Source organism: Nocardiopsis valliformis DSM 45023, assembly GCF_000340985.1.
Classification (GTDB): domain Bacteria; phylum Actinomycetota; class Actinomycetes; order Streptosporangiales; family Streptosporangiaceae; genus Nocardiopsis; species Nocardiopsis exhalans.
This window is the reverse complement of sequence record NZ_ANAZ01000013.1, coordinates 160,050-179,968: the sequence shown is the minus strand read 5'-3', so window position 1 is coordinate 179,968 and position 19,919 is coordinate 160,050. Positions and strand designations below refer to the sequence as shown.

Here is a 19,919-nt window from a genome sequence, read left to right as displayed (position 1 = left end):
CGGGATCACAGGTCCCGGTAGACCTCGCTGCGGTGCGCCACGCTCAGCACGAGCACCAACAGCTCCCCGTCACGGATCGTGTACACGAGCCGGTAGTCGCCTACTCTGACCCACCACAGGTCCACGGCCCCCTTGATGCGCACACACCCGGGCGGGCGCGGGTCCTTGGCCAGGGCACGGGCCTTGTCCACCACCCGCCGTTGCACTGGTTTGTCGAGCTTTTCCACCTGCTTGGCAGCTGGGGTGTCGAAACGGGCCGCGTAGGCCTGGTCGGTCACAGGTTCAGCTTCCGCTCCAGGTCTTCGAGGGAGATGGTCTGGCTGCGGCCGGTCTCGATGTCGGCCAGGCGCTCAGCGGCGATCCGGGCGTCCCGCTCGTCCAGTAGTTCCTCGTAGTGCTCGACCAGGTTGGCCGGGACGATCGCGGCGGCCCGCTGGTGGTTGCGGCCGCGGGTGACGAAGGTGACCTCGCCGCCGTAGATCGCGCGGTTGACGCGTTCGGAGAAGTGGTCACGCGCCTCGGTCACGGAGAGCTCGTGCGGGTCGCTGGTGCGGGCGCTCATGTTCTCCAACATGCCCCAGATAGACGCCTATCTGGCGTGATTGGCGTGATTCTTTGCGTTGGGCAACAGACGTTTGCCAGCGCAGTATCAGCCCGTGGCTCCGGGGTCGTAGCGGATGCGGACTCCACGGGTGTCGGCCTCGGGCCTGCGGGGCTGGAGGGGAGAGGGGCGTCGCGGCCCGAATCCCCTCAGACCCCGGCGGGCGATATCGCCGCGGTCTGGCACGAACGCGACGAACTCAGGCTGCTGGTGCTGGCTGAGCAGGAGCGATTCCGGATGGCCCGGCTTCCCCCTACGGCAGCGGCAGCGGCAGCTGCGGGGGCAATGGCAGGTCTCCCGCGTCCAGGCCGTGGATCATCACGGCGGCGCCGCCCCGGGAAGCCGCGCTCATTCCCAGATCAGAGGGCTCCACCTGGCAGCCGCCCGCCTCCTCGGCGAAGGAGTGGGCGCGGGCGGCCTCGCGGCACCGGGGGAGCAGCCACGGGGCCATCGGCACGAAGTAGCCCCCCAGCACCACGGCGCCCGGGTTGACCACGTTGACCAGGGTCGCCACCCCGCGACCCAGCCAGGTTCCGGCCCGCTCCAGTGCCGCCACGGCCGTGCTCTCACCCGCCGAAGCCCGATCCACTGCGACCTCGACCAGGTCTGCGACCTCGCGCCCGTGCAACGGCCGGTCCGCGGTCAGGTCCGGCAGGGCCGCACGCAGGATCGCGCCGATCCCGGCCACCGCCTCCAGACAGCCCCGGCGCCCGCACGAGCACTCCGGGCCCTCCGGGGCCAGCTCCAGGTGCCCGATCTCCCCGGCGAACCCGCCCGCGCCGCGCAGCAGCTCACCGCCGGTCAGCACCCCCGCGCCGATCCCCACCTCACCGGTCACGTACACCAGGTCCGGCAGCCCGGCCAACGGCCCGAACCGGTACTCGGCCATGGCACCCAGGTTGGCGTCGTTGTCGACCAGGACCGTGGCCCCGGACAGCGCCGAGTCGGCCAGGCGGGAACGCAGCAGATTCCGGAGCGGGACGTCCCGCCAGCCCAGGTTGGGAGCACGCTTCACCGTGCCGGAGGGGGCGTCGATCAGCCCGGGGACCGCCACGCTCACCCCCAGCACCGAGCGTTCGCGCAGTTCGGGGCCCTCGGTGACTTCCCGCAGGATGTCCGCGATCCGGTGCGCGCAGTCCAGGGCCCCGGCCGACCGGGCGTCCAGCGGTACGTGTCGTTGCACCAGCTCCCGGTGCAGCAGGTCCACCGCCACCACCGACAGGTAGTCGACGTTGACCTCCAGACCGATCGCGGCCACCGACCGGTCGTCCAGGGCCAACAGGACCCCTGGGCGGCCCACCCGGCGCTGCGAGGTCTCGCCGGTTTCCCGGACCAGACCGCGCGCCGTGAGGTCGGTGACCAGGCTGGACACGGTGGTCTTGTTCAGCCCGGTGGTCGCGGCGACGGCGGCGCGCGAGCAGGGGGCGAGTTCGCGCACGGTGCGCAGGACGGTGCGCATGTTGGTCTCCCGGACGGTCTGGAAACTCACCGTGCCCGTACCGGTCGCCACCCGTGCCCCCTGTCACCTGCCGCTTGCCTGACGCCTGCGGCCTGCCGCCGAAAACCCGTTGCCCGCGTGTGGGGGCGCTGGTTGGATCCCCATCATGGTGCCTTCGGATGTCTTCCGCGACCAGCCCGCCCTCGTCGGGGAGCGGGTGCGGCTCGAACCGCTCGGCCCCGCCAACGGGAAGGAACTCATCCCCTGGTTGGTGGACATGGACCCGCAGGTGCGCAGGCTCACCGGCACTCACCAGGAGTTCACCGCCGAACAGCTGATCCGGGTGTTCACCGCGTGGGAGCAACGCGACGACCGGGCCGACTGGCTGATCCGCGCCGAGGACGGCACCGCCCTCGGGGACTGCGCGCTCATCGACCTGGACCCGGCCAACGCCGAGGCGCACTACCGGATCGGGCTCAACTCCATGGCGCAGACCGGGAAGGGCTACGGCACCGAGGCCACCGACCTGGTCCTGGAGTACGCCTTCGAGACCGCCGGACTGCACCGGGTGGCCCTGGAGGTGTTCGACTTCAACACCGGCGCTCAGCGGTCCTACGCCAGGTCCGGTTTCGTTCGCGAGGGCGTGTGGCGTGAACACCTGCGCTGGGACGGCCAGTGGCACGACGCGGTCCTGATGTCGATCCTCGACCACGAGTACGCCGAACTCCGCGCACGGCGCGGTTGATCAGCCCCCACCCGGTCCGGCGCTAATGTCGGTGCCATGCCCGTTCCCGACTTCCTCACGAAGCTGCGCAAGCACGTCGGCCACGACCTCCTCCCGCTGGTGGGGGTGACCGCCGTGGTGCTCGACGGTGCAGGCCGGGTGCTGCTGCACCAGCGTTCCGACGACGGCCGCTGGGCCACCCCCGGCGGCATCCTCGAACCGGGTGAGCAGCCTGCCCAGGCGGTGGTCCGCGAGGTACGCGAGGAGACCGGGGTGGAGATCGAGGTGGAGCGCTTGGCCACCGTCATCGGCCAGGAACCGCACACCTACCCCAACGGCGACCAGGTGCAGTTCCTTGACCTGGCCTTCCGCTGCCGTCCGGTCGGCGGTCGGATCAGGGTCGACGACGATGAGAGCCTGGACGTGGCCTGGTTCGGCCCGGATGAGCTGCCCCGGATGGCCGAGCGCATCCTCGAACGCATCCGCTGGGCCCGTGAACCCGAGGGCCAGCCCTACTACGAGCGCTGACCCCGCCGGGGCGCAAAACCCTGGCCCCGCGGTCTTCCCGCTGTTGCCGTGACGGTCATGCAGCGCGCCGCAGTCGCAGTCACGACGACGCCGGAGAATCCCCCGGCGCGCTGAACCGTGTGATCAACGAGGTGTTGCGACGACCAGTTGAATCCGCCCTTGGTGGGCCGGGCCGGGTTCCTGCCCGGTGAGTGCCCGCGACCGTTTTCGGGCCCCTCTCCGGATGTGCGGGTTAAGAAAGCAACGGACACACGCCAGCCCGGGTTGGGGACACTCCCACCGGTTCGTTCTGTTCGTTTTCGTGCTGCCTTCCTACAGCTGCCCCGGCTCCCGCCCCGTCTGAGCCACTCTTGCGTCACTGGGAAGGATTGGCCGCGACACGACCGGCCGCGCCGTGCGGGTGGGGAAGGGGCCGTCCACCGACGGTGCCCGTGAGGCAGGCCGACGGCGGAGTGCCTGGCGTGCGAGGAATGGGTCCTGGGCTAACTCAGAGCACGTCGAGCTAGCTCCACTGGCGTCGCATGGTCCAGCGGTCCGAGGCGGTGTCGCGTGAGATGTCGATGATGCTGGGCTGACCCGACTCGGACTCCGCCGAGACGCGGAGCAGGTGGATCTGTGTGGCCGGGACGCCCGGAGCCTCGGGGCGCGCGGGCCAGTCACCGATGACCCTGCGGACCCGGAAGGTATGGCCGCGCCAGGTGAACTGGGCGGGGTTTCCACGGTCGGTGGAACGGACCTCGATCTGTTCGTTCAGAAGACTCACCCCCACAGCTTATCGAACACACGTTCGAAAAAGTCAAGTTTTCCAGGAGTGGCGCGGGTCGCGATCAGCCATCCCCTGACTTCCCGAACAGGCCCTAGCCGGTCCGGGTGTCGTGGTCCGAGCGGTTGGCTAGTACCTCGTCCATGTGCTCTTCGGCCCAGCCTTTCAGGCCGCCCATCAACTGGTGCAGCGACAGGCCGAGCCCGGTGAGTTCGTAGGAGACCGTGACGGGCACGGTAGCGGTCGCGGTACGGGTGAGGAGTCCGTCTCGTTCCAGTGACCGAAGCGTCTGGGTGAGCATCTTCTGGCTGACGCCCGCGAGGGTCCGGGACAGCTCGGAGAAGCGCATGGCCCGGGGCTCCCCGTCCCCGCCGAGCGCGCACAGCACCAGGGCGACCCACTTGTCGGAGATCCGGTCCAGCAGCTTCCGACTCGGGCACACGTCCAGGAAGGCGTCGTACTCGATCTTGGCCTGGGCCCTCTTCTGGGCCGCCGACATCGTCCCCATGCTCAGCTCCACTCACCCCGAGGTGGCCAGGGCACTTCGAAGTGCCTACTTTCTGAAAGGAAGCTACCCCACCAGTATGAAGGAAGGAACCGAGAGGAACCAGCGATCGGACCGAACGAAAGGCCCCAGGCATGAGCACCCCCTCCCCTGTACTTCCCGGCGGCACCTGGCCGCTGGGCGATCTGACCGTCACCCGCTTCGGCTACGGCGCTATGCGGCTCTCCGGCCCGGGAGTGATGGGACCGCCCGCCGACCGCGACGGTGCCATCGCCGTCCTACGCGAGGCCGTCGACCTCGGGATCACCCACATCGACACCAGCGACGCCTACGGGCCGCGCATCACCAACCAGCTGATCCGCGAGGCCCTGCACCCCTACCCGGAATCACTGCACGTGGTGACCAAGGTCGGCGCCCAGCGGGACGAACAGGGCGGGTGGCCGGTCGCACGGCGGCCGGAACAGCTGCGTCGCCAGGTCGAGGAGAACCTCGCCTCCCTCGGGCTCGACACCCTGGACCTGGTCTACCTCCGCCTCGGTGACGCGGAGGGGCCCAAGCCGGACCCGATCGCCGAGGCGTTCGAGGCGCTGGTCGACCTCCAGGACCGGGGCCTCATCCGCCACCTCGGTCTGAGCAACGCCACCGCTGACCAGGTCGCCGAGGCACAGGGCATCGCGCCGATCGTGAGCGTGCAGAACATGTACAACCTCGCCCACCGCCACGACGACGCCCTGATCGACCGGCTCGCCGCGGAGCACGTCGCCTACGTGCCCTTCTTCCCGCTCGGCGGCTTCAGCCCCCTGCAGTCATCCGAGCTCTCCGCCGTCGCCGGCCGTTTGGAGACCACTCCCGTCTCTGTCGCCCTCGCCTGGCTGCTGCACCGGTCACCGAACATCCTGCTGATTCCCGGGACCTCATCGGTCGCACACCTGCGCGAGAACACCGTCGGCGCCGGACTGACACTGTCCGGCGAGGACCTTGACACACTGGAGAAGATCGTGAAGGGCTGAGCCGCTCCGGGCCGGCAACCGGAGGAACACCTGGTCGCTAGGGCGTGTTTGGCGGACACGCCCTAGAGGAAGACCCGGCCACGACGGGTGCGGTCGCGCAGGGCGGCCATCCTTCGTGTATTGCTCGGACGCCGCGAGAGCAGGTGGTACAGGAGCAGGGAGCACCCCCGGTCGGTGCCCGCCCGGGCGGCCATCTCGCCCATGTTCACCCGTGTGTACAGGTTCGGCCCTCCTGCGAACAACCGGACCGCGTGGGTCCCCTCGGGCAGGTGCGCGTGGGCGTGGTTGTCGGCGGTGTACTCGGCGGCGCGGGAGAGCGCTGCGCCCAGCCCCGGGAGCAGTTCGGCGCCGAGGGTGGCCACCCGGCGCCAGTAGCCGGTGTGTCCGGCAGCAACATGGCCGATCTGGTGGGCGATGAGGAAGGCCAGGGCGTCCGGGTCGCGCAGCCGGCCGCCGCCGTCGAACAGCGCGTCGGGCAGCACCAGGTAGCGCCGCAACCCGTGCGCGGCCGCGTCGGCGCGCGCTGAGACCGGACCCAGCCGCACGTATGCCTCCGGGGCCCGTGCCAGGCCCATGTCCGCCGAGAGCGACACCACCATCCGGTAGGCCTCGGGGAACTGGGTGGGGGAGATCCTGACCGACTCTGCGCGCTCGCGGGCGTACCGCAGTCCGCGCATCGACCAGCAGGTCAGAGGTGCTGTGAACAGTGCCAGAGCGGTCCACGGCACCGACCCCGAGACCGACCACACGAACCTCACCGCCACCGCGAGCAACCCCACTGACACCGCCACGCACAGCGCGAGCAACGGTTTCTCCCAGGGATGCGCGGCTGCTGGGACGACCTCCTCGTCGGTGTCCGCCGAGCACAGTTCACGCGCGTGTCCGTGCAGTGAGGGCTGCGGCGCGGACCACCGCGCGGGCGCCGAGTCGCAGCCGGAAACTCCGTAGACCGCGCAGGCCGGGAAGTACTCCCCTTGCGGCGTCACGTGTGGCATGCTGCTCCCCTCAGGCCGCCCGCGGCTCAGGATGACTACTCCCTGTGCCTAAATATTACTTTCCGCTTTCCTTTGCGTGAGGTGGCGGAGGCGGCGTGTTTCGGGGTCAGCGGCGCTCGTGGTGGCGGAACTCCTCGGCGAGCTCGTCCAGGAACTGGTCGACCTGCGCCGGGTCGTACCCCGGGCGGGCCCGGGTGGTGGCGAACTGGACTCGTTCCACCTCGGCCGAGGTGAGCGTGGCCCGGTCAGGACGGCCCTGGAGAAGGACCTCCAGCGTGTACTCGGCGCGGTCCAGGAACTCGTCGACCTCCTGCTCGTTGTAGCCGGTGGTCAGCCTGGTGGTGGCGAAGCGCTTCTCCCTGATGTCCTTGGGGGCCATCCTCGGCCCGGGGGAGGACATCGGCGCGGAGGGCGCGTTCGGCGGCAGGTCCGGTCTGCGCTGCCCCGGGTATGCCGGGCCCTGGTCGGGACTGGCTTGCTGGGGGCCGGTCCGTCCCGGGTGCGGCGGCAGTGGAGGCGGCGGCGCGGGCTGTCCCAGGCCGCGTCCGGCGAGGTCGGCGACGACGAGGTCGAGGAAGTCGTCCACCTCGTCCTCGCGGTACCCGGGGCTCATCCGGGTGGTGCGGAAGCGGGAGTTGCGGATTTCGTCCGCGGTGAGCAGCGGTCCCTTGCGCGGCCCGCCCTCCAGTGCCACCAGGGTCGCCTCGATGCGGTCGAGGAGCGCGTCGACGTCCTCCTCGTTGTAACCCGGGCGCAGGCGCACCGTGTGGAACTTCTTGTTGCGGATGTCCGCCGGTGTCAGAGGCATGGTCCCCATTGTGCAGTTCACGACGTTCGTAGGGGCGGTATCACGAGTCCGTGTGTGGCACGGCGGCGATCCGGGCGGTGGCGGCGCCGGAGCGAGCGGCGGTACGGCGGCGGTCGCGGCTGCGCGGGTCGGAACCGAACCCGGGGGCGGGGAGACAGGCAGGGGAACTCATGGCTCGCATTATGCCGATGTTGAGTGACGTGCGCCATACCGGCCGGTAGTTTTGGCCGGGTGTGGACGTGCCCCGGCGTAGTCCAGTGGCCTCTCCAGTTGGAGGACTTCCTCTTAAGACGCCCCAGTCCAAGGTTGGTTTACCGGGTTCAAAAAAGATTACCGGAATTGTCGAGTATTGTTACCCGGAGTGGTCGAAGGCCTATCGTGACCTTTCTGATATGCCCATATCGGGGGTTTTAGGTACTGAGTGTCTGTATCCTTTGCTCAGGGAACAGAAAGCAAATCAGCCGGTTCTTCCGGCCTTTGCCGTCTGCGGGCCGAAACCGTGTGCGCTCTCCGTTCCCACAGGTCATGGGCTTCTGTGCGCCCTGGCCGTCCCCCATTCGAACCTGGTTCGCGATTCCACATTCCGAGACGCCCCACCTATGTGTTTCGGACGCGGAAGTCGCAGCCAGGCCTGACCCAGACACACGTGGGTCCGGACGATCCATACGAGGATTGATCTTGAAGAACTCTCCCCGAGTCTCGGCGCGTCGCGTGTTCCAGGGCGGTGTCGCCTTCGCCGCCTTCGGCGCCCTCACCCTGGCCGCCGCCTCGCCCGCCAGCGCCGACACCTACGGTTGGGCCTACGCCTCTGCCCTGGGCGGTACCAGCGGTGCCGTGGAAACCTTCATCACCCAGGACCAGACGGTCACCGACAGCTTCAGCAGCAGCATCGGTAGCTGGCTGACCGTCGAGGGCACCACCACCGCCACCGTGAACTCCAGCGGTGCCACCGGTACCGCCGTCGTGGACACCGCCCGCATCGTCATCACCGAGGCCGACCTCCCCGGCATCCTCAACCCCGAAGAGGAGGACGAGGACGAGGAGGAGACTGAGGACGACGACACCGACGAGGACGACACCGACGACGAGGACGGCGACACCGAGGACGGTGACGGCGACACCGAGGACGGTGACGGCGACACCGAGGACGGTGACGACGGCAACGAGGACGGGAACCCGAACCCGGACGACGACGCCACCGGTGCGCCCGGTAGCGACAACGGGGGCAATGGAGGCTCCGGCGACCCGTCCGACGTTCCCACCGACGAGCAGACCGAGGCTCCCGTCGAGCAGCCTTCCGAGACGACCTCCGAGGACGACGAGGACGACGAGGACGAGGTCAACGCGACCGCCTCCGCCGAGGTCATCGAGCTCGACGAGGAGAACTCCGAGCTGGCCAACAACGGCAGCGACGTCCTCCTTGAAGGCACCGTCTCTGGCGCCAGTGTCTCCACCTCCCAGACCTGGGATGGCGCGGTCAGCCACAGCTTCAACTCGAACACAGACGGCTTTGGCACGACCATCCTGGTCGATGACGAGGAGGTCGAGCTGAAGGTGGTGCTCGAGTCCGCCACGGCCGTCTTCGAGAGCCACGACGCCGGGTTCGTGTGGAACGACGCGGTCACCGACATGTACATCCTCTTCAGCGTCGGTGGTGAGGTCATCTCCGGCTACCCGGTCGCCGAGAGCGCCGCGGGTATCACCACCGGTGTGATCGACGGCGGCGGTGACAACGGCGGTGACAACGGTGACGGCGGCGGCGACGACAAGACCCCGCCGCAGAAGGAGCGCGACAAGGACACGCTCCCCAAGACCGAGGCCAAGGACGCTGAGCCGCTCGCGCAGACCGGTTCGCCGCTGGTCGGTCTGATCGCCGCGGGTGCCGCGATCGCCGCCGGTGGTGGCGCTGCTGCCTACCTGGCGCGTCGTAAGAAGAAGAACGGTGAAGAGGCCACCGAGACCGCCGAGACCAACGAGAACTAGTCTCTCGGTCGCACGGGGTGCCGTGAGGCGCTGACCACTGTGCCGCAGAGCGGGCCCCGGGGAACACTCCCCGGGGCCCGCTTCTGCGTGTGCGGGGCGCCCTAGCTGCGCAGGAGGTAGGTGGCCACTCCGCGGGCGATGGAGTCCGCGGCCCGCTCACGCCACTCGGGATCCTCCAGGAGCTCGGCGTCCTCGGGGTTGCGCATGTTCCCGGCCTCCAGGAACACCTTCGGCACCGTGGACAGGTTCAGCCCGCCCAGGTCGGTGCGCTCGTCCAGGCCGTCCTCGGCGAGGTAGTCGGCGTAGGGGACGTCGCTGCCCTCGAGGTACTCGCGGCGGATGTCCTCGGCCAGGAGCGCGGAGGGCTCCACGATCTCCTCGGTGAGATCGGGGATCTCCCCGGGGGTGATGACGTGGAAGCCGCGGCCGGGCTCGGGGCCGCCGTCGGCGTGGATGGACAGGGCGGCGTCCGCCTCGTTCTCGTTGCCGATCTCGGCGCGCTCGTTGATGCAGGGCCCCACGCCCTCGTTGTCCTCCCGGGTGAGGATCACCGTCGCACCGTCGGCCTCCAGCCGTTCCTGGACGAGCAGGGACATCTCCCAGTTGAACTCGTGTTCGGCGTAGCCGTTGGCGCTCTCGGTGCCGACGGTGTCACAGGCCTTCTCACCGTTCCCGGCGGGCACCAAGGCGTTGATCTCGCTCGGGGCGGCCGCGTTGCCACCGTTGTGGCCGGGGTCGATGACCACGACCCGGTCGCCGAGCGGGCCGTCGCCGGGCGGGGCGGCCTCGTCGTCGATGGAGGTCTCACCGTCCTCCTCCGACGTGGCGGAGCCGTCCTCGGGTCCGGGCAGCGGCGGTGCCGCCGTGGGATCGGTGCCGGGGGCGCCACCGGCCGGTGACGTGCAGGCCGCGGTCCACAGGACGGCGAGTGAGAGCAGGGCCAGGGCGCGGGTGGTGCTGCTCCTGAGCCCTGTCGGTGCGGAGTCGGGCATGCCTCACAACCTAGCCGCTGAGCCAGACTCCGACTTACCACTCCGGAACCGCACGAAGGGTGCATAGCCGGTGTCCGGAAGTGGACAAAGGGTTCCGCTGCTTTCAAGAGAAGGGTTCAGGTGAGATGGTGTCGCCAATCACAGAAACCTTTGCTGATGAGCGGGATCTATTAAAGACGCATGATCTTGATAAAGGTTTACCTGCGTTGAGAAAAAATACTGGGCTTGTCATTCCGCGTGGGGGTGGTGAGCCAAAGAGGGTGTTGTGATCCATTTGTGATCATCAAGTGGTGATTTGATCTTTGTTGGGATGTAGTGTCCCGTCAGGGAATGGGAAGCAACCCCAACGGTCCGTCGGTCTCTTGTCCCTGGCTGGCTCGCTCCGTGCTTCTTCCCCATCTTTGCAGTTAGAGGGCCTCTCTGCGCCCTCGTCATCGCAGCCCCATCCGACTCTGGTTCGTGATTCCGCGTTCCGAGACATCCGTCCGCCTTCGTGTTCGGCGGTGGATCGCGTGACCAGGCCCGGAGGCTACTCAGGTGGCACCGGGACCATCCGAATGAGGATTCGACTTGAAGAGCACCCCCAGATTCACTGCGCGTCGCGTTTTCCAGGGCGGCGCCGCCTTCGCTGCTTTCGGCGCGCTCAGCCTCGCCGCCGCGCTTCCTGCTTACGCCGACGGTGAGACCTACGGCTGGGCGTCAGCCTCGGCCGCGGGCGGCCAGGACCGCCTGGAATCGCAGATCACCCAGCAGCAGTCGGAGAACGGCACCTTCGACGCCAGCGTCGGCACCTGGCTGAACGTCTCCGGTACCACCAGCGTCCTGGTCGACGACAACGGCGCGCAGGCTGGTGCGGTCGTCGAGAGCGGCCGGATCGTTCTCACCGAGGGCGACCTCGAGGACGTCCTCAGCGTCGAGGCCGGCGACACCGACGGTGAAGGTGACGACGACACCGATGGTGAGGGCGGTGAAGACGACGACACCGATGGTGAGGGCGGTGAAGACGACGACACCGACGGTGAGGGCGACGACACCGGCGACGACACCGAAGGTGAGGGCGACGACACCGACGGTGAAGGTGACGACGACACCGACGGTGAGGGTGACGGTGAAGGCGACGGCACCGGTGGTGAGGGTGACGGCACCGGCGACGACACCGACGGTGAGGGCGACGACACCGACGATGAGGAGCTGCAGGACAGCGCTTCCGGTGTCATCGAGCTGGACGTGAACAACACCGTTCTCACCGACGGCGCGGACACCATCGTCTTCGAGGACACTTTCACCGGCAGTGTCACCACCACCCAGACCTGGGGCGGTGACGTCACGCACGAGTCCACGCCCGAAATCGGCGACTCGGAGCACCTGGGCCGTTTCCAGGCCGAGCTCGACGGTGAGAACGTGACCGTCGACGTCGTCCTGGCGGCCTTCGGTGGCGAGGAGCAGAACACCGACTCCGGGTTCGAGTGGGACGACGCCTACACGTTCCTGACCCTGAACTTCGCCATCGACGGCGAGTACGTCTCCGGCTTCCCGGTCGCGGAGAGCATGGCCGGTATCACCACGGGCGTGCACGACGACGGCGGCGACAACGGCGGCGGCAGTGGCGGCGGCGGGGACGACAAGACCCCGCCGAACCGCTCCGAGGACAACGTCCCCAAGCCGGACCCGAAGGAGGCCGATCTGGCGCAGACCGGCAGCCCCGTGCTCGGTCTGATCGCCGCGGGTGCCGCGATCGCCGCCGGTGGTGGCGCCGCCGCCTACCTGGCGCGTCGCAAGAAGAAGAACAACGAGGAGTTCAACGAGACCGACAACTAGTCGGTAGCCGGTAGACACCGGCCGGCGTTCAGCCGATCGTTCGCGGGGCCCCGGGGGAACTTCCCCGGGGCCCCGCTCGTGCTTCAGGTGCGCCGCCTTCCGGCCGCCGCTTCGCCGGGGCGGGAACGGTTTCCGTTTTGTGACCAAGCGGCTAGGCTCGCCGTGTGGAACGCCCCGCACGCGGCACTCCACACCGAACCAGTACTTCGACCGGGGTGGAAGGGCCACGGGCCCCACCCGCCCCGGAACACCGCTCCCGGCCAGCCAGGTCGGCCAGAACACCCCGCTCCGCCGTGTCAGTGACGGGACGGGACCGGCCCCAGAGTCGGGCATCCCCCAGATACAACAGGAGTGTCGTGGTGACTCCCGCCAAACTGTCCGCACGCCGTCTCCTGGCAGGTGGCACCCTCTTCGTCGCGCTGGGCGCGCTCGGTGCCGCGTCCGCGCTCCCCGCCTCGGCCGGCCAGCTGGTCTGGTCCAACGCCCAGGCCTGGGTCAGTGACGGAGACCTCGTCACGGGACACTCCACCGCGATCAGCTTCGGCGGGGAAACCGAGGACGAGGCTGCGGCGGACCTGGGTTTCGGTCCTCTCGCCGAGTACTCCCAGGTCAAAGGCGAGAGCCGCACCCTGGTCAACAGCAAGGGAGCGCTCTCGGAAGCGGTGGTCGAGCGGGCGTCGGTCCGGATCGGTGTGGACGGCCTGATCGACCTCGGCATGGTCGACGCCGCCGATGACGCCGCCCATGAAGCCGCTGAGGGGACTGAGGACTCACCCACGGAGAAGCCCGAAGGGGACGGCGGACCGGACGAGGCGAACGGGCCGGAGCGGACCGACGGGGCACACGACGACCACTCCGAGGACGACCCCAGGGAGCGGGAGTCCCAGTGGGCGGAGGAGCCCACCCCGAACACACCCTTCCAGGATCCCTCGGAAAGCCCCAGTGCCTCGCCCGGTGATGAGGACGTCGTCATCCTGGGGGAGGACGACTCCGAGACCGTCTCCACCGACAGCAACGCGGTCGAGTTCACCCTCACGGACGTGCGGACCAGCGCGGCCGCGGCCTACGACGGCGCGACCGAGGCGTCCTTCGAGTACGGGGAACTGACCGCCTTCGGTGAGCCCGTGGCGGGGTTCGACGGTGACCACCTGGCCGAGAGCACCCTGGAGGTCCTCGACGTTCAGGGCGAGACGACGGCCGAGGTGCCGGTCAGTATCCGCTTCCTTGCCAACGAACACGACTTCGACGACGAGAACGAGGAATGGGAGGGCGAAGGGATCCGTTCCTCGCTCACCGTGTGGGTCCAGGTCGGCGACCCCGAACTCGACAACGGCTTCGCCGTGGACTTCGCGGACTCCTGGGCGATCGGCTCCACGCACATCGCGGCGACCGCGCCGGGCAAGGGCGAGCGCGGGGAGGGGCAGCGGGAGACCGCGGCCCCGAGCACGCGACTGGCCACCACGGGCAGCTCCCTCGTCGCGCTGGTCACGGCCGCTGTCGTGGCGGTCGGCGGCGGTGCCGCGGCGACCTTCCTGGCCCGCAAGCGCACCACCGCCATGGACGACCAGATCGAGGACTGATCCGATCCACGGGAAGGGTTTTCGGCATAAGGGGAGGGCGGGCCACCCCGGTCTGGGTGGCCCGCCCTGGAAATCTCGTCAGTAGCCGGAGCGCGTCCGGCCGTTCCCCCCGGAATCGGCACAGACCGGGGAGATCACTCCGTACGCTGGCTGGGGATTCCGGCCAACAGGGCGCGGACCTCAGTCTCGCGGTAGCGGCGGTGGCCGCCCAAGGTGCGGATCGAGGTCAGCTTGCCCGCCTTGGCCCAGCGTGTCACGGTCTTGGGGTCCACACGGAACATGGTGGCAACCTCGGCGGGGGTCAACAGGGGCTCCGCCTCGGGCGTGCGAGTTGACATGTGTACGGCCTCTCCTCCTGGATCTGTGTGCCGATCCTTGAGCCTTATTCCTGGCACTTGGCCCGGATGTCCAATAGTCCCACTAGGTCCATATTGGCATCACCCGAGGTGATTGCGCGACCACTCCAAGCAACTTTGCACGTGGGAGGCCGTTGAAAGCCGCCCGTGGCCGCGTCACGCTAAGTGATTCTAGCGACACGTTTAGTGGCATGTGGCGTATTCGGTCAAAACTTCGTTCTCGGGCCTCGTTTTTCTCGATCCGGAGGGCCCGAAGTGCTACGGCGAGGCTGACCGAAACCCGGATGGCGGGTCTGGGGGCGGAGGGCGCAAGCCCTGGTCAGTCGCAGTGTGAAGAGAGATGGGGTGTGGTGGCGCGCTGGGTGCGGGTCCGTTGCGGCGGGTGGCTCGGGCCACGCGCATCCTCGGCGTGGCAGGGGTTTCCTGGTTACTCAGAGTGCACTCGGTGACCGGCTCGCTACAGTGTACGACGATCCGTATCGGGCGTTATGCCCAGTTTCACGATGCTTGATGTCGCGCCCCGGTCCGGCAGGGGTGTGCACCGTCGTCACGTGCGAAAAGACGGTTTCGTGTAGACGAGAAACCTGGTGTACCAGGTTCGCCCACGGCGTGGCGCGGCCCCGTTTCGGTTGCTGTATGACGACATCCGGTGGGTAGGTGTCCATGAAACCCTGGGTGTCCCATGACTGTCAGTTGGCGTGCTCAAGGGCGCGCACCGACCTCCACCGGCGGACGAGCCTCTTGCGGAGCTCCGTCATGCGGGTGCTGTCGCCCTCGGCGAGCGCCTCCACGGCCTCGGCTACCTCGGCCACCGAGTGGTCCTCGCTCAGTTGGTCGTCGCTCAGCAGGTGCGGCAGGCCCCCGTAGTCCAGTTCGAGGAGGGAGTCGGGGTGCGCGGCCGTCTCCAGCCAGTCCACGAGCCGCTCGGTCGAGGTCGACACCGCGTGCTCCCCGATGCGCTCGCGCAGTACCGCCACGGTGTGTTCGAGGCGCCGCCGGGCCTGCGCGGTCCTGGTCAGGTACAGCAGGGTCCTGGTGGAGTCGGTCGACAGGACCAGGCAGCGCTCCTGGGGTTCGAACGGGATGAACCACGGGACGGGGATCGTCCAGTTGCTCGACAGGATGCCCGGCTCCGTCTGGGCTCCGGAGTTGCACCACTGCCGGTAGCCGGTCTCGGCCCGCTCGGCCTCCCACGCGGGGACGAACGCCTCCACCAGCGGCTGCGGCGTGGCAGCCGAGAACTCGTCGAAGGCGCGCCAGGAGCGCAGGCGGGTCTGCCACGGGCAGACGTACAGATGCTCGTTCACCCGGCGCAGGTAGGCGTCCCCGCTCTCCTCGGCGGGGGCGATCACCGGCGGGGTGGTGATCGCTCTGCCCAAGCTCTGGGCGTGCTCGGCAGCCAGGGCGTTCACCCGTTTGGGGCGATCCTCGGACTCCGCGTACCTCTTCCAGTACCGACGGTCACGAGGCGAGAACGCCGTGATCGGCTGGTAGACGCGGAGATAGGCGGTGTAGGGCAGCACGATCGCATCGTGGCACAGATCGTTCCGTCAGGCACTCACCGTGAGAAGTCCCTGGCGGGAAGGGGTTCCGCGGGCACGCCACATCCGTCACACCCGGGTGGCGTAGGCACGGTGGGGTCCGACCAGGTACGGTTGTATGTGTACGTAAGCTGGCGCCTGTCGTCAGTCGCGTTTGACGGCCGTCAGCCTGGTAGTGCGGGTTAGTAAGTGATCTGGGGTTCGTCGGAACCCAATCGTTGAGGGGGTCGAGCCAATGGGGCGCGGCCGAGCCAAGGCCAAGCAGCAGAAGGTCGCCCGGAAGCTCAAGTACAGCTCCGGTGGGACCGACCTTGAGCGGCTGCGGTCGGAGCTGGGTGTCGCTGAGGACGAGGGGTCTCCCTCCGGGCCGTCGGGTCCGGACGATTCCTACACGGAACCTCAGGATGACCTGGTCGACCGCTACGCGGATCTTGCCGACAAGTACTCGGAGTCCGACAAGTAGTCGTCGGACCCAGCCGAGTCTTTCGGGTCGCTCGGACAACAACCGCTGACCTGTAGCGGTTACGGCTTCCCACCGGGGGTCGTCGCGGACAGGTGGATATAGCCGGTGCGAACCACTCAGGTGGTTCGCACCGGCTATGTTCGCGTCCTTGCGGGCGCGGACCCACCGCCGCCTTACGCGTTGCGGTACTCGCCGTCCAGCACGGCCTGACCGGAACCGTTCTTCACCACGCCCAGGCGCCATGCCTGGAGCCCGCGGTCGGCGAGCACGCCCAGCGCGCGCTCGGCATCGTCCGCAGCCACGATCGCCACCATGCCCACGCCCATGTTGAACGTGGCCTCCATGTCTTCGCGGCTGACCCCGCCCTTCTCGGCCAGGTAGCCGAAGACCGGCAGCGGAGCCCAGGTGGAACGGTCCAGTTCGGCGTCCAGACCCTCCGGCAGCGACCGGGACAGGTTCGCGGCCAGTCCACCGCCGGTGATGTGCGAGTAGGCGTGCACCTCGACCTCGGCGGTCAGCGCCACACAGTCCTTGGCGTACACGCGGGTGGGTGTGAGCAGCACCTCGCCCAGCACCCCGCCCAGCTCCGGGACCTCAGCGAACAGGTCCAGGTCGGCCCGGTCCACGATGTGCCGGACCAGCGAGTAGCCGTTGGAGTGCGGCCCGGAGGCCTCCATCGCGATGACGACGTCGCCCGCGCGCACCCGGTCCGGGCCCAGGATGGCGTCACCCTCGACCACGCCTGTGCCGGCCCCGGCCAGGTCGTACTCCTCGGGGGCCATCGCGCCCGGGTGCTCGGCGGTCTCGCCGCCGATGAGCGCACAACCCGCCTGGTGGCAGCCCTCGGCGATGCCGCCGACGATCTCCGCGATCCGCTCGGGCACCACGGCGCCGGTCGCGATGTAGTCGGTCATGAAGAGGGGCTCGGCGCCGCTGACCACCAGGTCGTCGACGACCATCCCGACCAGGTCGATCCCGATGGTGTCGTGCTTGTCCATCTGCTGGGCGAGCATCACCTTGGTGCCCACGCCGTCCGTGGAGGTGGCCAGTACCGGGTCCTTGTACTTGGCGGTGTCCAGGCGGAACAGACCGGCGAAGCCGCTGGCGTCGGTGACCTGCTCCGGGCGGCGGGTCCGCGCGACGTGGCGCTTCATCAGGTCGACGGCGCGCTCACCGGCGGCGATGTCGACGCCCGCGGCCGCGTACGCGCCCGTCGCCCCTGTGCTGTCGGCTGCCACGCGAGTTCTCCTCGTGTTCGATGTGCTGTGAGAGTCCGCGGATGCGGGAACCGGCGTCCCTGTTCCAGGGCACACCGGGGATCCGACAGGGAAGGGTCCGGGAAGGGGCCTGCCGGACGCGGCGGGCGGAAGGCCGCCCGCCGCGACGGTTACTTGTGGCTGGTGGCCAGCGTGGAGCCCTCAGGGGTGCCGCAAGCCTTCTCCAGCAGGTACTTGCCCTGGGAGTCGGCGTCGACCTCCAACGGGTACACCCCGTCGAAGCAGGCGCGGCACAGCTCGTTCTTGGGCTGCTCGGAGGCGGCGATGAGCTCCTCCAGGTCCACGTACGCCAGCGAGTCCGCGTTGACCGACTCGGCGATCTCGTCCGTCGACAGGTTCGCGGCGATGAGCTCGGCGCGGGTCGCGAAGTCGATGCCGTAGTAGCAGGGCCACAGCACGGGCGGGCTGGAGATGCGGACGTGCACCTCGGCGGCGCCCGCGTCGCGGAGCATGCGCACCAGCGCGCGCTGGGTGTTGCCGCGCACGATCGAGTCGTCCACGACCACCAGGCGCCGGCCCTCGATGACCTCGCGCAGCGGGTTCAGCTTGAGCCGAATACCCAGCTGGCGCAGGGTCTGGCTGGGCTGGATGAAGGTGCGCCCCACGTAGGAGTTCTTCACCAGGCCCTGGGCGAAGGGAATGCCGCTGGCCTCGGCGTAACCCACCGCGGCGGGTGTGCCGGACTCGGGCACCGGGATCACCAGGTCGGCCTCGACCGGGTGTTCCTTGGCCAGGCGGCGGCCGACCTCCACACGGGTGGAGTTCACGTTGCGCCCGTTGATGGTGGTGTCCGGGCGCGCCAGGTAGACGTACTCGAACAGGCAGCCCTTGCGGGCGGTCGGCGCGAACCGGCGAGAGCGGACCCCGTCGCCGTCGATCACCAGGAGTTCACCCGGCTCGATCTCGCGGACGACCTTGGCACCCACGATGTCCAGGGCGGCGGTCTCACTGGCGACCACCCAGCCCCCGGAACCGGAGGTCTCACCCAGACGGCCGAGCACGAACGGGCGGATGCCCTGCGGGTCGCGCGCGGCGTAGAGGGTGTTCTCGTCCATGAAGACCAGGGAGAACGCACCGCGGACCTTGGGGAGGAGCTCCACCGCCGCATCCTCGAGGGACTGGCCCTGGTGGGCCCGGTCCGCGAGGAGGTTGGTGAGGACCTCGGTGTCCGTGGTGGCACCGCGGCGCTGGTCGGGCAGCATCGCGGCCAGTTCGGGCGTGTTGATCAGGTTGCCGTTGTGGCCGAGAGCCAGACCCCCCTCACGCGCGGTGTAGAAGGTCGGCTGGGCGTTCTCCCACACCGGTGAACCGGTGGTGGAGTAACGGCAATGACCGATCGCGAGGTGGCCTCCCAGGGAGTCGAGCGTCGCCTCGTTGAAGACCTGGGATACGAGTCCCATGTCCTTGTAGACGACGATCCGCTCCCCATCGCTTGTGGCGATGCCCGCGGATTCCTGCCCGCGGTGCTGGAGCGCGTAGAGACCGAAGTAGGTGAGCTTGCTGACTTCTTCGCCGGGTGCCCAGACCCCGAAAACGCCGCAGGCGTCCTGCGGGCCGCGTTCGAGCGGATCGAGGTCCATGGAGAGCCGGCCGTCGGAGTACGACACAGCCACAGCTTAGCCGCTGGCCGACAGCGGGGTGCCACGCGGGGTCCAAGAGGCCCCTGGTCCGGTTGCCGGATGGGTCATTCGTCGGGTGGTCAGCCCCGCTGTCCGCCCGGCCACAGGGGCAGGTGCTGGGACAGGTCGGAGCGCACCCCGCTCGCCCGCACGCTGTGCTCTGCGACCGCGTCCTCCCAGCTGCTCCGCCCGACGGCCAACCGCAGCCAGGTGAGGGGATCGGTCTCCACGACTCCGGGCGGGGTGCCGCGGGTGTGCGAGGGTCCCTCGATCACTTGGACCGCGCCGTAGGGCGGCACCCGGACCTCCAGACTGCGCCCGGGAACCCGGTCGGCCAGGACCGCCAGGCTGCACCGCACAGCGGCCTTCATCGCGGGGCGCAGGGGCTCGTCCGCACGTAGGACCGCTTGTGCGGAGGCGGCCACGGCCTCCTCGTCGGTACCCGTGAAGGCGGGTTCGCCCAGGGCGGAGAGCTGTTCGTCCAGAGCGGTGCGCAGCCGTCGCACGGCGCTGGGGGTCAGGGCGGAAGGCATGCAGGAGATCCTAGGACGGGAGGCCGACGGAAGGATGTCCGAACCGGATCCGCCGTGGTGGCGGTGGATGGAGCGGGGATCATCGGGCTGGTTAACGAAGGGGATACTTGCCATTGCGGACCGATAGCCCGAAGGTGGACATCAGGCACTACGGGTGGGGCTGTCCGCCGGTCTCCGATCGATGGGGTGATTCCTGTCTCAGCGTTCCGCTGGCCAGGGAGAGCGGGAGACGGTAGCGTCCCGAACCGTCCCGGTGTCGTCCGAGATTGGGAGGATTGCGAGGGGACCCGCGCACATGGCGTTCCACGCGTCGACACAGACAGATGAACGAGGGGTGACCGCACCCGGACCCGCCTCCCCAGCACGGGGCCGCGACGTGGGCGCC

The 19,919-nt window shown here is 68.9% G+C and carries 21 protein-coding genes; 7 read left to right on the top strand and 14 right to left on the bottom strand.

What is annotated here, in order from left to right:
• Nucleotides 1-5: 5 nt before the first annotated feature.
• The 3 genes from D457_RS0114580 to D457_RS0114570 form a co-directional block, all read right to left on the bottom strand.
• A complete protein-coding gene (locus D457_RS0114580; protein ID WP_017581405.1) occupies nucleotides 6-278 on the bottom strand; it encodes a type II toxin-antitoxin system RelE family toxin in 273 nt (90 codons plus the stop codon).
• Complete coding sequence (locus D457_RS0114575) at nucleotides 275-562, bottom strand: type II toxin-antitoxin system Phd/YefM family antitoxin (protein ID WP_017581404.1); 288 nt, start codon at nucleotides 560-562, stop codon at nucleotides 275-277. The genes D457_RS0114580 and D457_RS0114575 overlap by 4 nt, the downstream gene beginning before the upstream one ends.
• Nucleotides 563-854: 292 nt before the next feature.
• Nucleotides 855-2,111, bottom strand: coding sequence for an ROK family transcriptional regulator (locus D457_RS0114570; RefSeq protein ID WP_017581403.1), 1,257 nt, complete (start codon nucleotides 2,109-2,111; stop codon nucleotides 855-857).
• Nucleotides 2,112-2,205: 94 nt separating this feature from the next.
• Between D457_RS0114570 and D457_RS0114565 the strand changes: the two genes are divergently transcribed.
• The gene (locus D457_RS0114565; protein WP_017581402.1) at nucleotides 2,206-2,784 is read left to right on the top strand and encodes a GNAT family N-acetyltransferase; all 579 of its coding nucleotides are present in this window, start codon (nucleotides 2,206-2,208) and stop codon (nucleotides 2,782-2,784) included.
• Between the two features lie 36 nt (nucleotides 2,785-2,820).
• Complete coding sequence (locus tag D457_RS0114560; RefSeq protein WP_017581401.1) at nucleotides 2,821-3,291, top strand: NUDIX hydrolase; 471 nt, start codon at nucleotides 2,821-2,823, stop codon at nucleotides 3,289-3,291.
• Nucleotides 3,292-3,793: 502 nt separating this feature from the next.
• Here D457_RS0114560 and D457_RS0114555 read toward each other — a convergent pair.
• Nucleotides 3,794-4,054: a DUF6504 family protein gene (locus D457_RS0114555; protein WP_026116659.1), complete on the bottom strand. Its 261-nt coding sequence runs from the start codon at nucleotides 4,052-4,054 to the stop codon at nucleotides 3,794-3,796.
• A 94-nt stretch (nucleotides 4,055-4,148) separates the two neighbouring features.
• Nucleotides 4,149-4,562 carry a winged helix-turn-helix transcriptional regulator gene (locus tag D457_RS0114550; RefSeq protein ID WP_026116658.1) on the bottom strand — a complete coding sequence of 138 codons (414 nt, stop codon included), beginning with the start codon at nucleotides 4,560-4,562 and terminating at the stop codon, nucleotides 4,149-4,151.
• Nucleotides 4,563-4,693: 131 nt separating this feature from the next.
• On the opposite strand from D457_RS0114550, the gene D457_RS0114545 reads away from it, so the two are divergent.
• Nucleotides 4,694-5,569 carry an oxidoreductase gene (locus tag D457_RS0114545; RefSeq protein ID WP_017581398.1) on the top strand — a complete coding sequence of 292 codons (876 nt, stop codon included), beginning with the start codon at nucleotides 4,694-4,696 and terminating at the stop codon, nucleotides 5,567-5,569.
• Nucleotides 5,570-5,631: 62 nt separating this feature from the next.
• On the opposite strand, the gene D457_RS0114540 is transcribed toward D457_RS0114545, so the two are convergent.
• From D457_RS0114540 to D457_RS37505, 3 genes are all read right to left on the bottom strand, one after another.
• A complete protein-coding gene (locus tag D457_RS0114540; RefSeq protein ID WP_152514242.1) occupies nucleotides 5,632-6,564 on the bottom strand; it encodes a M48 family metallopeptidase in 933 nt (310 codons plus the stop codon).
• Nucleotides 6,565-6,670: 106 nt separating this feature from the next.
• Entirely contained in the window at nucleotides 6,671-7,381 is a 711-nt protein-coding gene (locus D457_RS0114535; protein ID WP_026116656.1) for a DivIVA domain-containing protein, read from the bottom strand.
• Between the two features lie 31 nt (nucleotides 7,382-7,412).
• Nucleotides 7,413-7,544, bottom strand: coding sequence for a hypothetical protein (locus D457_RS37505; protein WP_275041006.1), 132 nt, complete (start codon nucleotides 7,542-7,544; stop codon nucleotides 7,413-7,415).
• A 506-nt stretch (nucleotides 7,545-8,050) separates the two neighbouring features.
• Between D457_RS37505 and D457_RS0114530 the strand changes: the two genes are divergently transcribed.
• Nucleotides 8,051-9,355: an LPXTG cell wall anchor domain-containing protein gene (locus D457_RS0114530; RefSeq protein ID WP_239646106.1), complete on the top strand. Its 1,305-nt coding sequence runs from the start codon at nucleotides 8,051-8,053 to the stop codon at nucleotides 9,353-9,355.
• A 101-nt stretch (nucleotides 9,356-9,456) separates the two neighbouring features.
• On the opposite strand, the gene D457_RS0114525 is transcribed toward D457_RS0114530, so the two are convergent.
• Nucleotides 9,457-10,347, bottom strand: a complete 891-nt coding sequence (locus D457_RS0114525) for an N-acetylmuramoyl-L-alanine amidase (RefSeq protein ID WP_017581395.1) — start codon at nucleotides 10,345-10,347, stop codon at nucleotides 9,457-9,459.
• A gap of 570 nt (nucleotides 10,348-10,917) precedes the next feature.
• Between D457_RS0114525 and D457_RS0114520 the strand changes: the two genes are divergently transcribed.
• Complete coding sequence (locus D457_RS0114520) at nucleotides 10,918-12,165, top strand: LPXTG cell wall anchor domain-containing protein (RefSeq protein ID WP_017581394.1); 1,248 nt, start codon at nucleotides 10,918-10,920, stop codon at nucleotides 12,163-12,165.
• A 359-nt stretch (nucleotides 12,166-12,524) separates the two neighbouring features.
• Complete coding sequence (locus D457_RS0114515) at nucleotides 12,525-13,745, top strand: hypothetical protein (protein WP_017581393.1); 1,221 nt, start codon at nucleotides 12,525-12,527, stop codon at nucleotides 13,743-13,745.
• 134 nt (nucleotides 13,746-13,879) lie between these two features.
• Here the strand turns inward: D457_RS0114515 and bldC are convergent, their stop codons facing one another.
• Nucleotides 13,880-14,083 (bottom strand): developmental transcriptional regulator BldC, encoded by a 204-nt coding sequence (bldC, locus tag D457_RS0114510; protein WP_013155387.1) that lies wholly within the window; start codon nucleotides 14,081-14,083, stop codon nucleotides 13,880-13,882.
• Nucleotides 14,084-14,790: 707 nt separating this feature from the next.
• Entirely contained in the window at nucleotides 14,791-15,624 is an 834-nt protein-coding gene (locus D457_RS0114505) for a hypothetical protein (RefSeq protein WP_017581392.1), read from the bottom strand.
• Between the two features lie 253 nt (nucleotides 15,625-15,877).
• Here D457_RS0114505 and D457_RS0114500 point away from each other — a divergent pair, with 253 nt between their 5' ends.
• Nucleotides 15,878-16,105, top strand: coding sequence for a DUF3073 domain-containing protein (locus D457_RS0114500; RefSeq protein ID WP_017581391.1), 228 nt, complete (start codon nucleotides 15,878-15,880; stop codon nucleotides 16,103-16,105).
• A gap of 173 nt (nucleotides 16,106-16,278) precedes the next feature.
• Here D457_RS0114500 and purM read toward each other — a convergent pair whose 3' ends face one another.
• The 3 genes from purM to D457_RS0114485 all read right to left on the bottom strand — a co-directional run bounded on the left by purM (nucleotide 16,279) and on the right by D457_RS0114485 (nucleotide 19,534).
• A complete protein-coding gene (gene purM / locus D457_RS0114495) occupies nucleotides 16,279-17,343 on the bottom strand; it encodes a phosphoribosylformylglycinamidine cyclo-ligase (RefSeq protein ID WP_017581390.1) in 1,065 nt (354 codons plus the stop codon).
• Nucleotides 17,344-17,492: 149 nt separating this feature from the next.
• Nucleotides 17,493-18,989, bottom strand: coding sequence for an amidophosphoribosyltransferase (purF, locus tag D457_RS0114490; protein ID WP_017581389.1), 1,497 nt, complete (start codon nucleotides 18,987-18,989; stop codon nucleotides 17,493-17,495).
• Between the two features lie 92 nt (nucleotides 18,990-19,081).
• Nucleotides 19,082-19,534 (bottom strand): sterol carrier family protein, encoded by a 453-nt coding sequence (locus D457_RS0114485; RefSeq protein WP_017581388.1) that lies wholly within the window; start codon nucleotides 19,532-19,534, stop codon nucleotides 19,082-19,084.
• Between the last annotated feature and the right edge of the window lie 385 nt (nucleotides 19,535-19,919).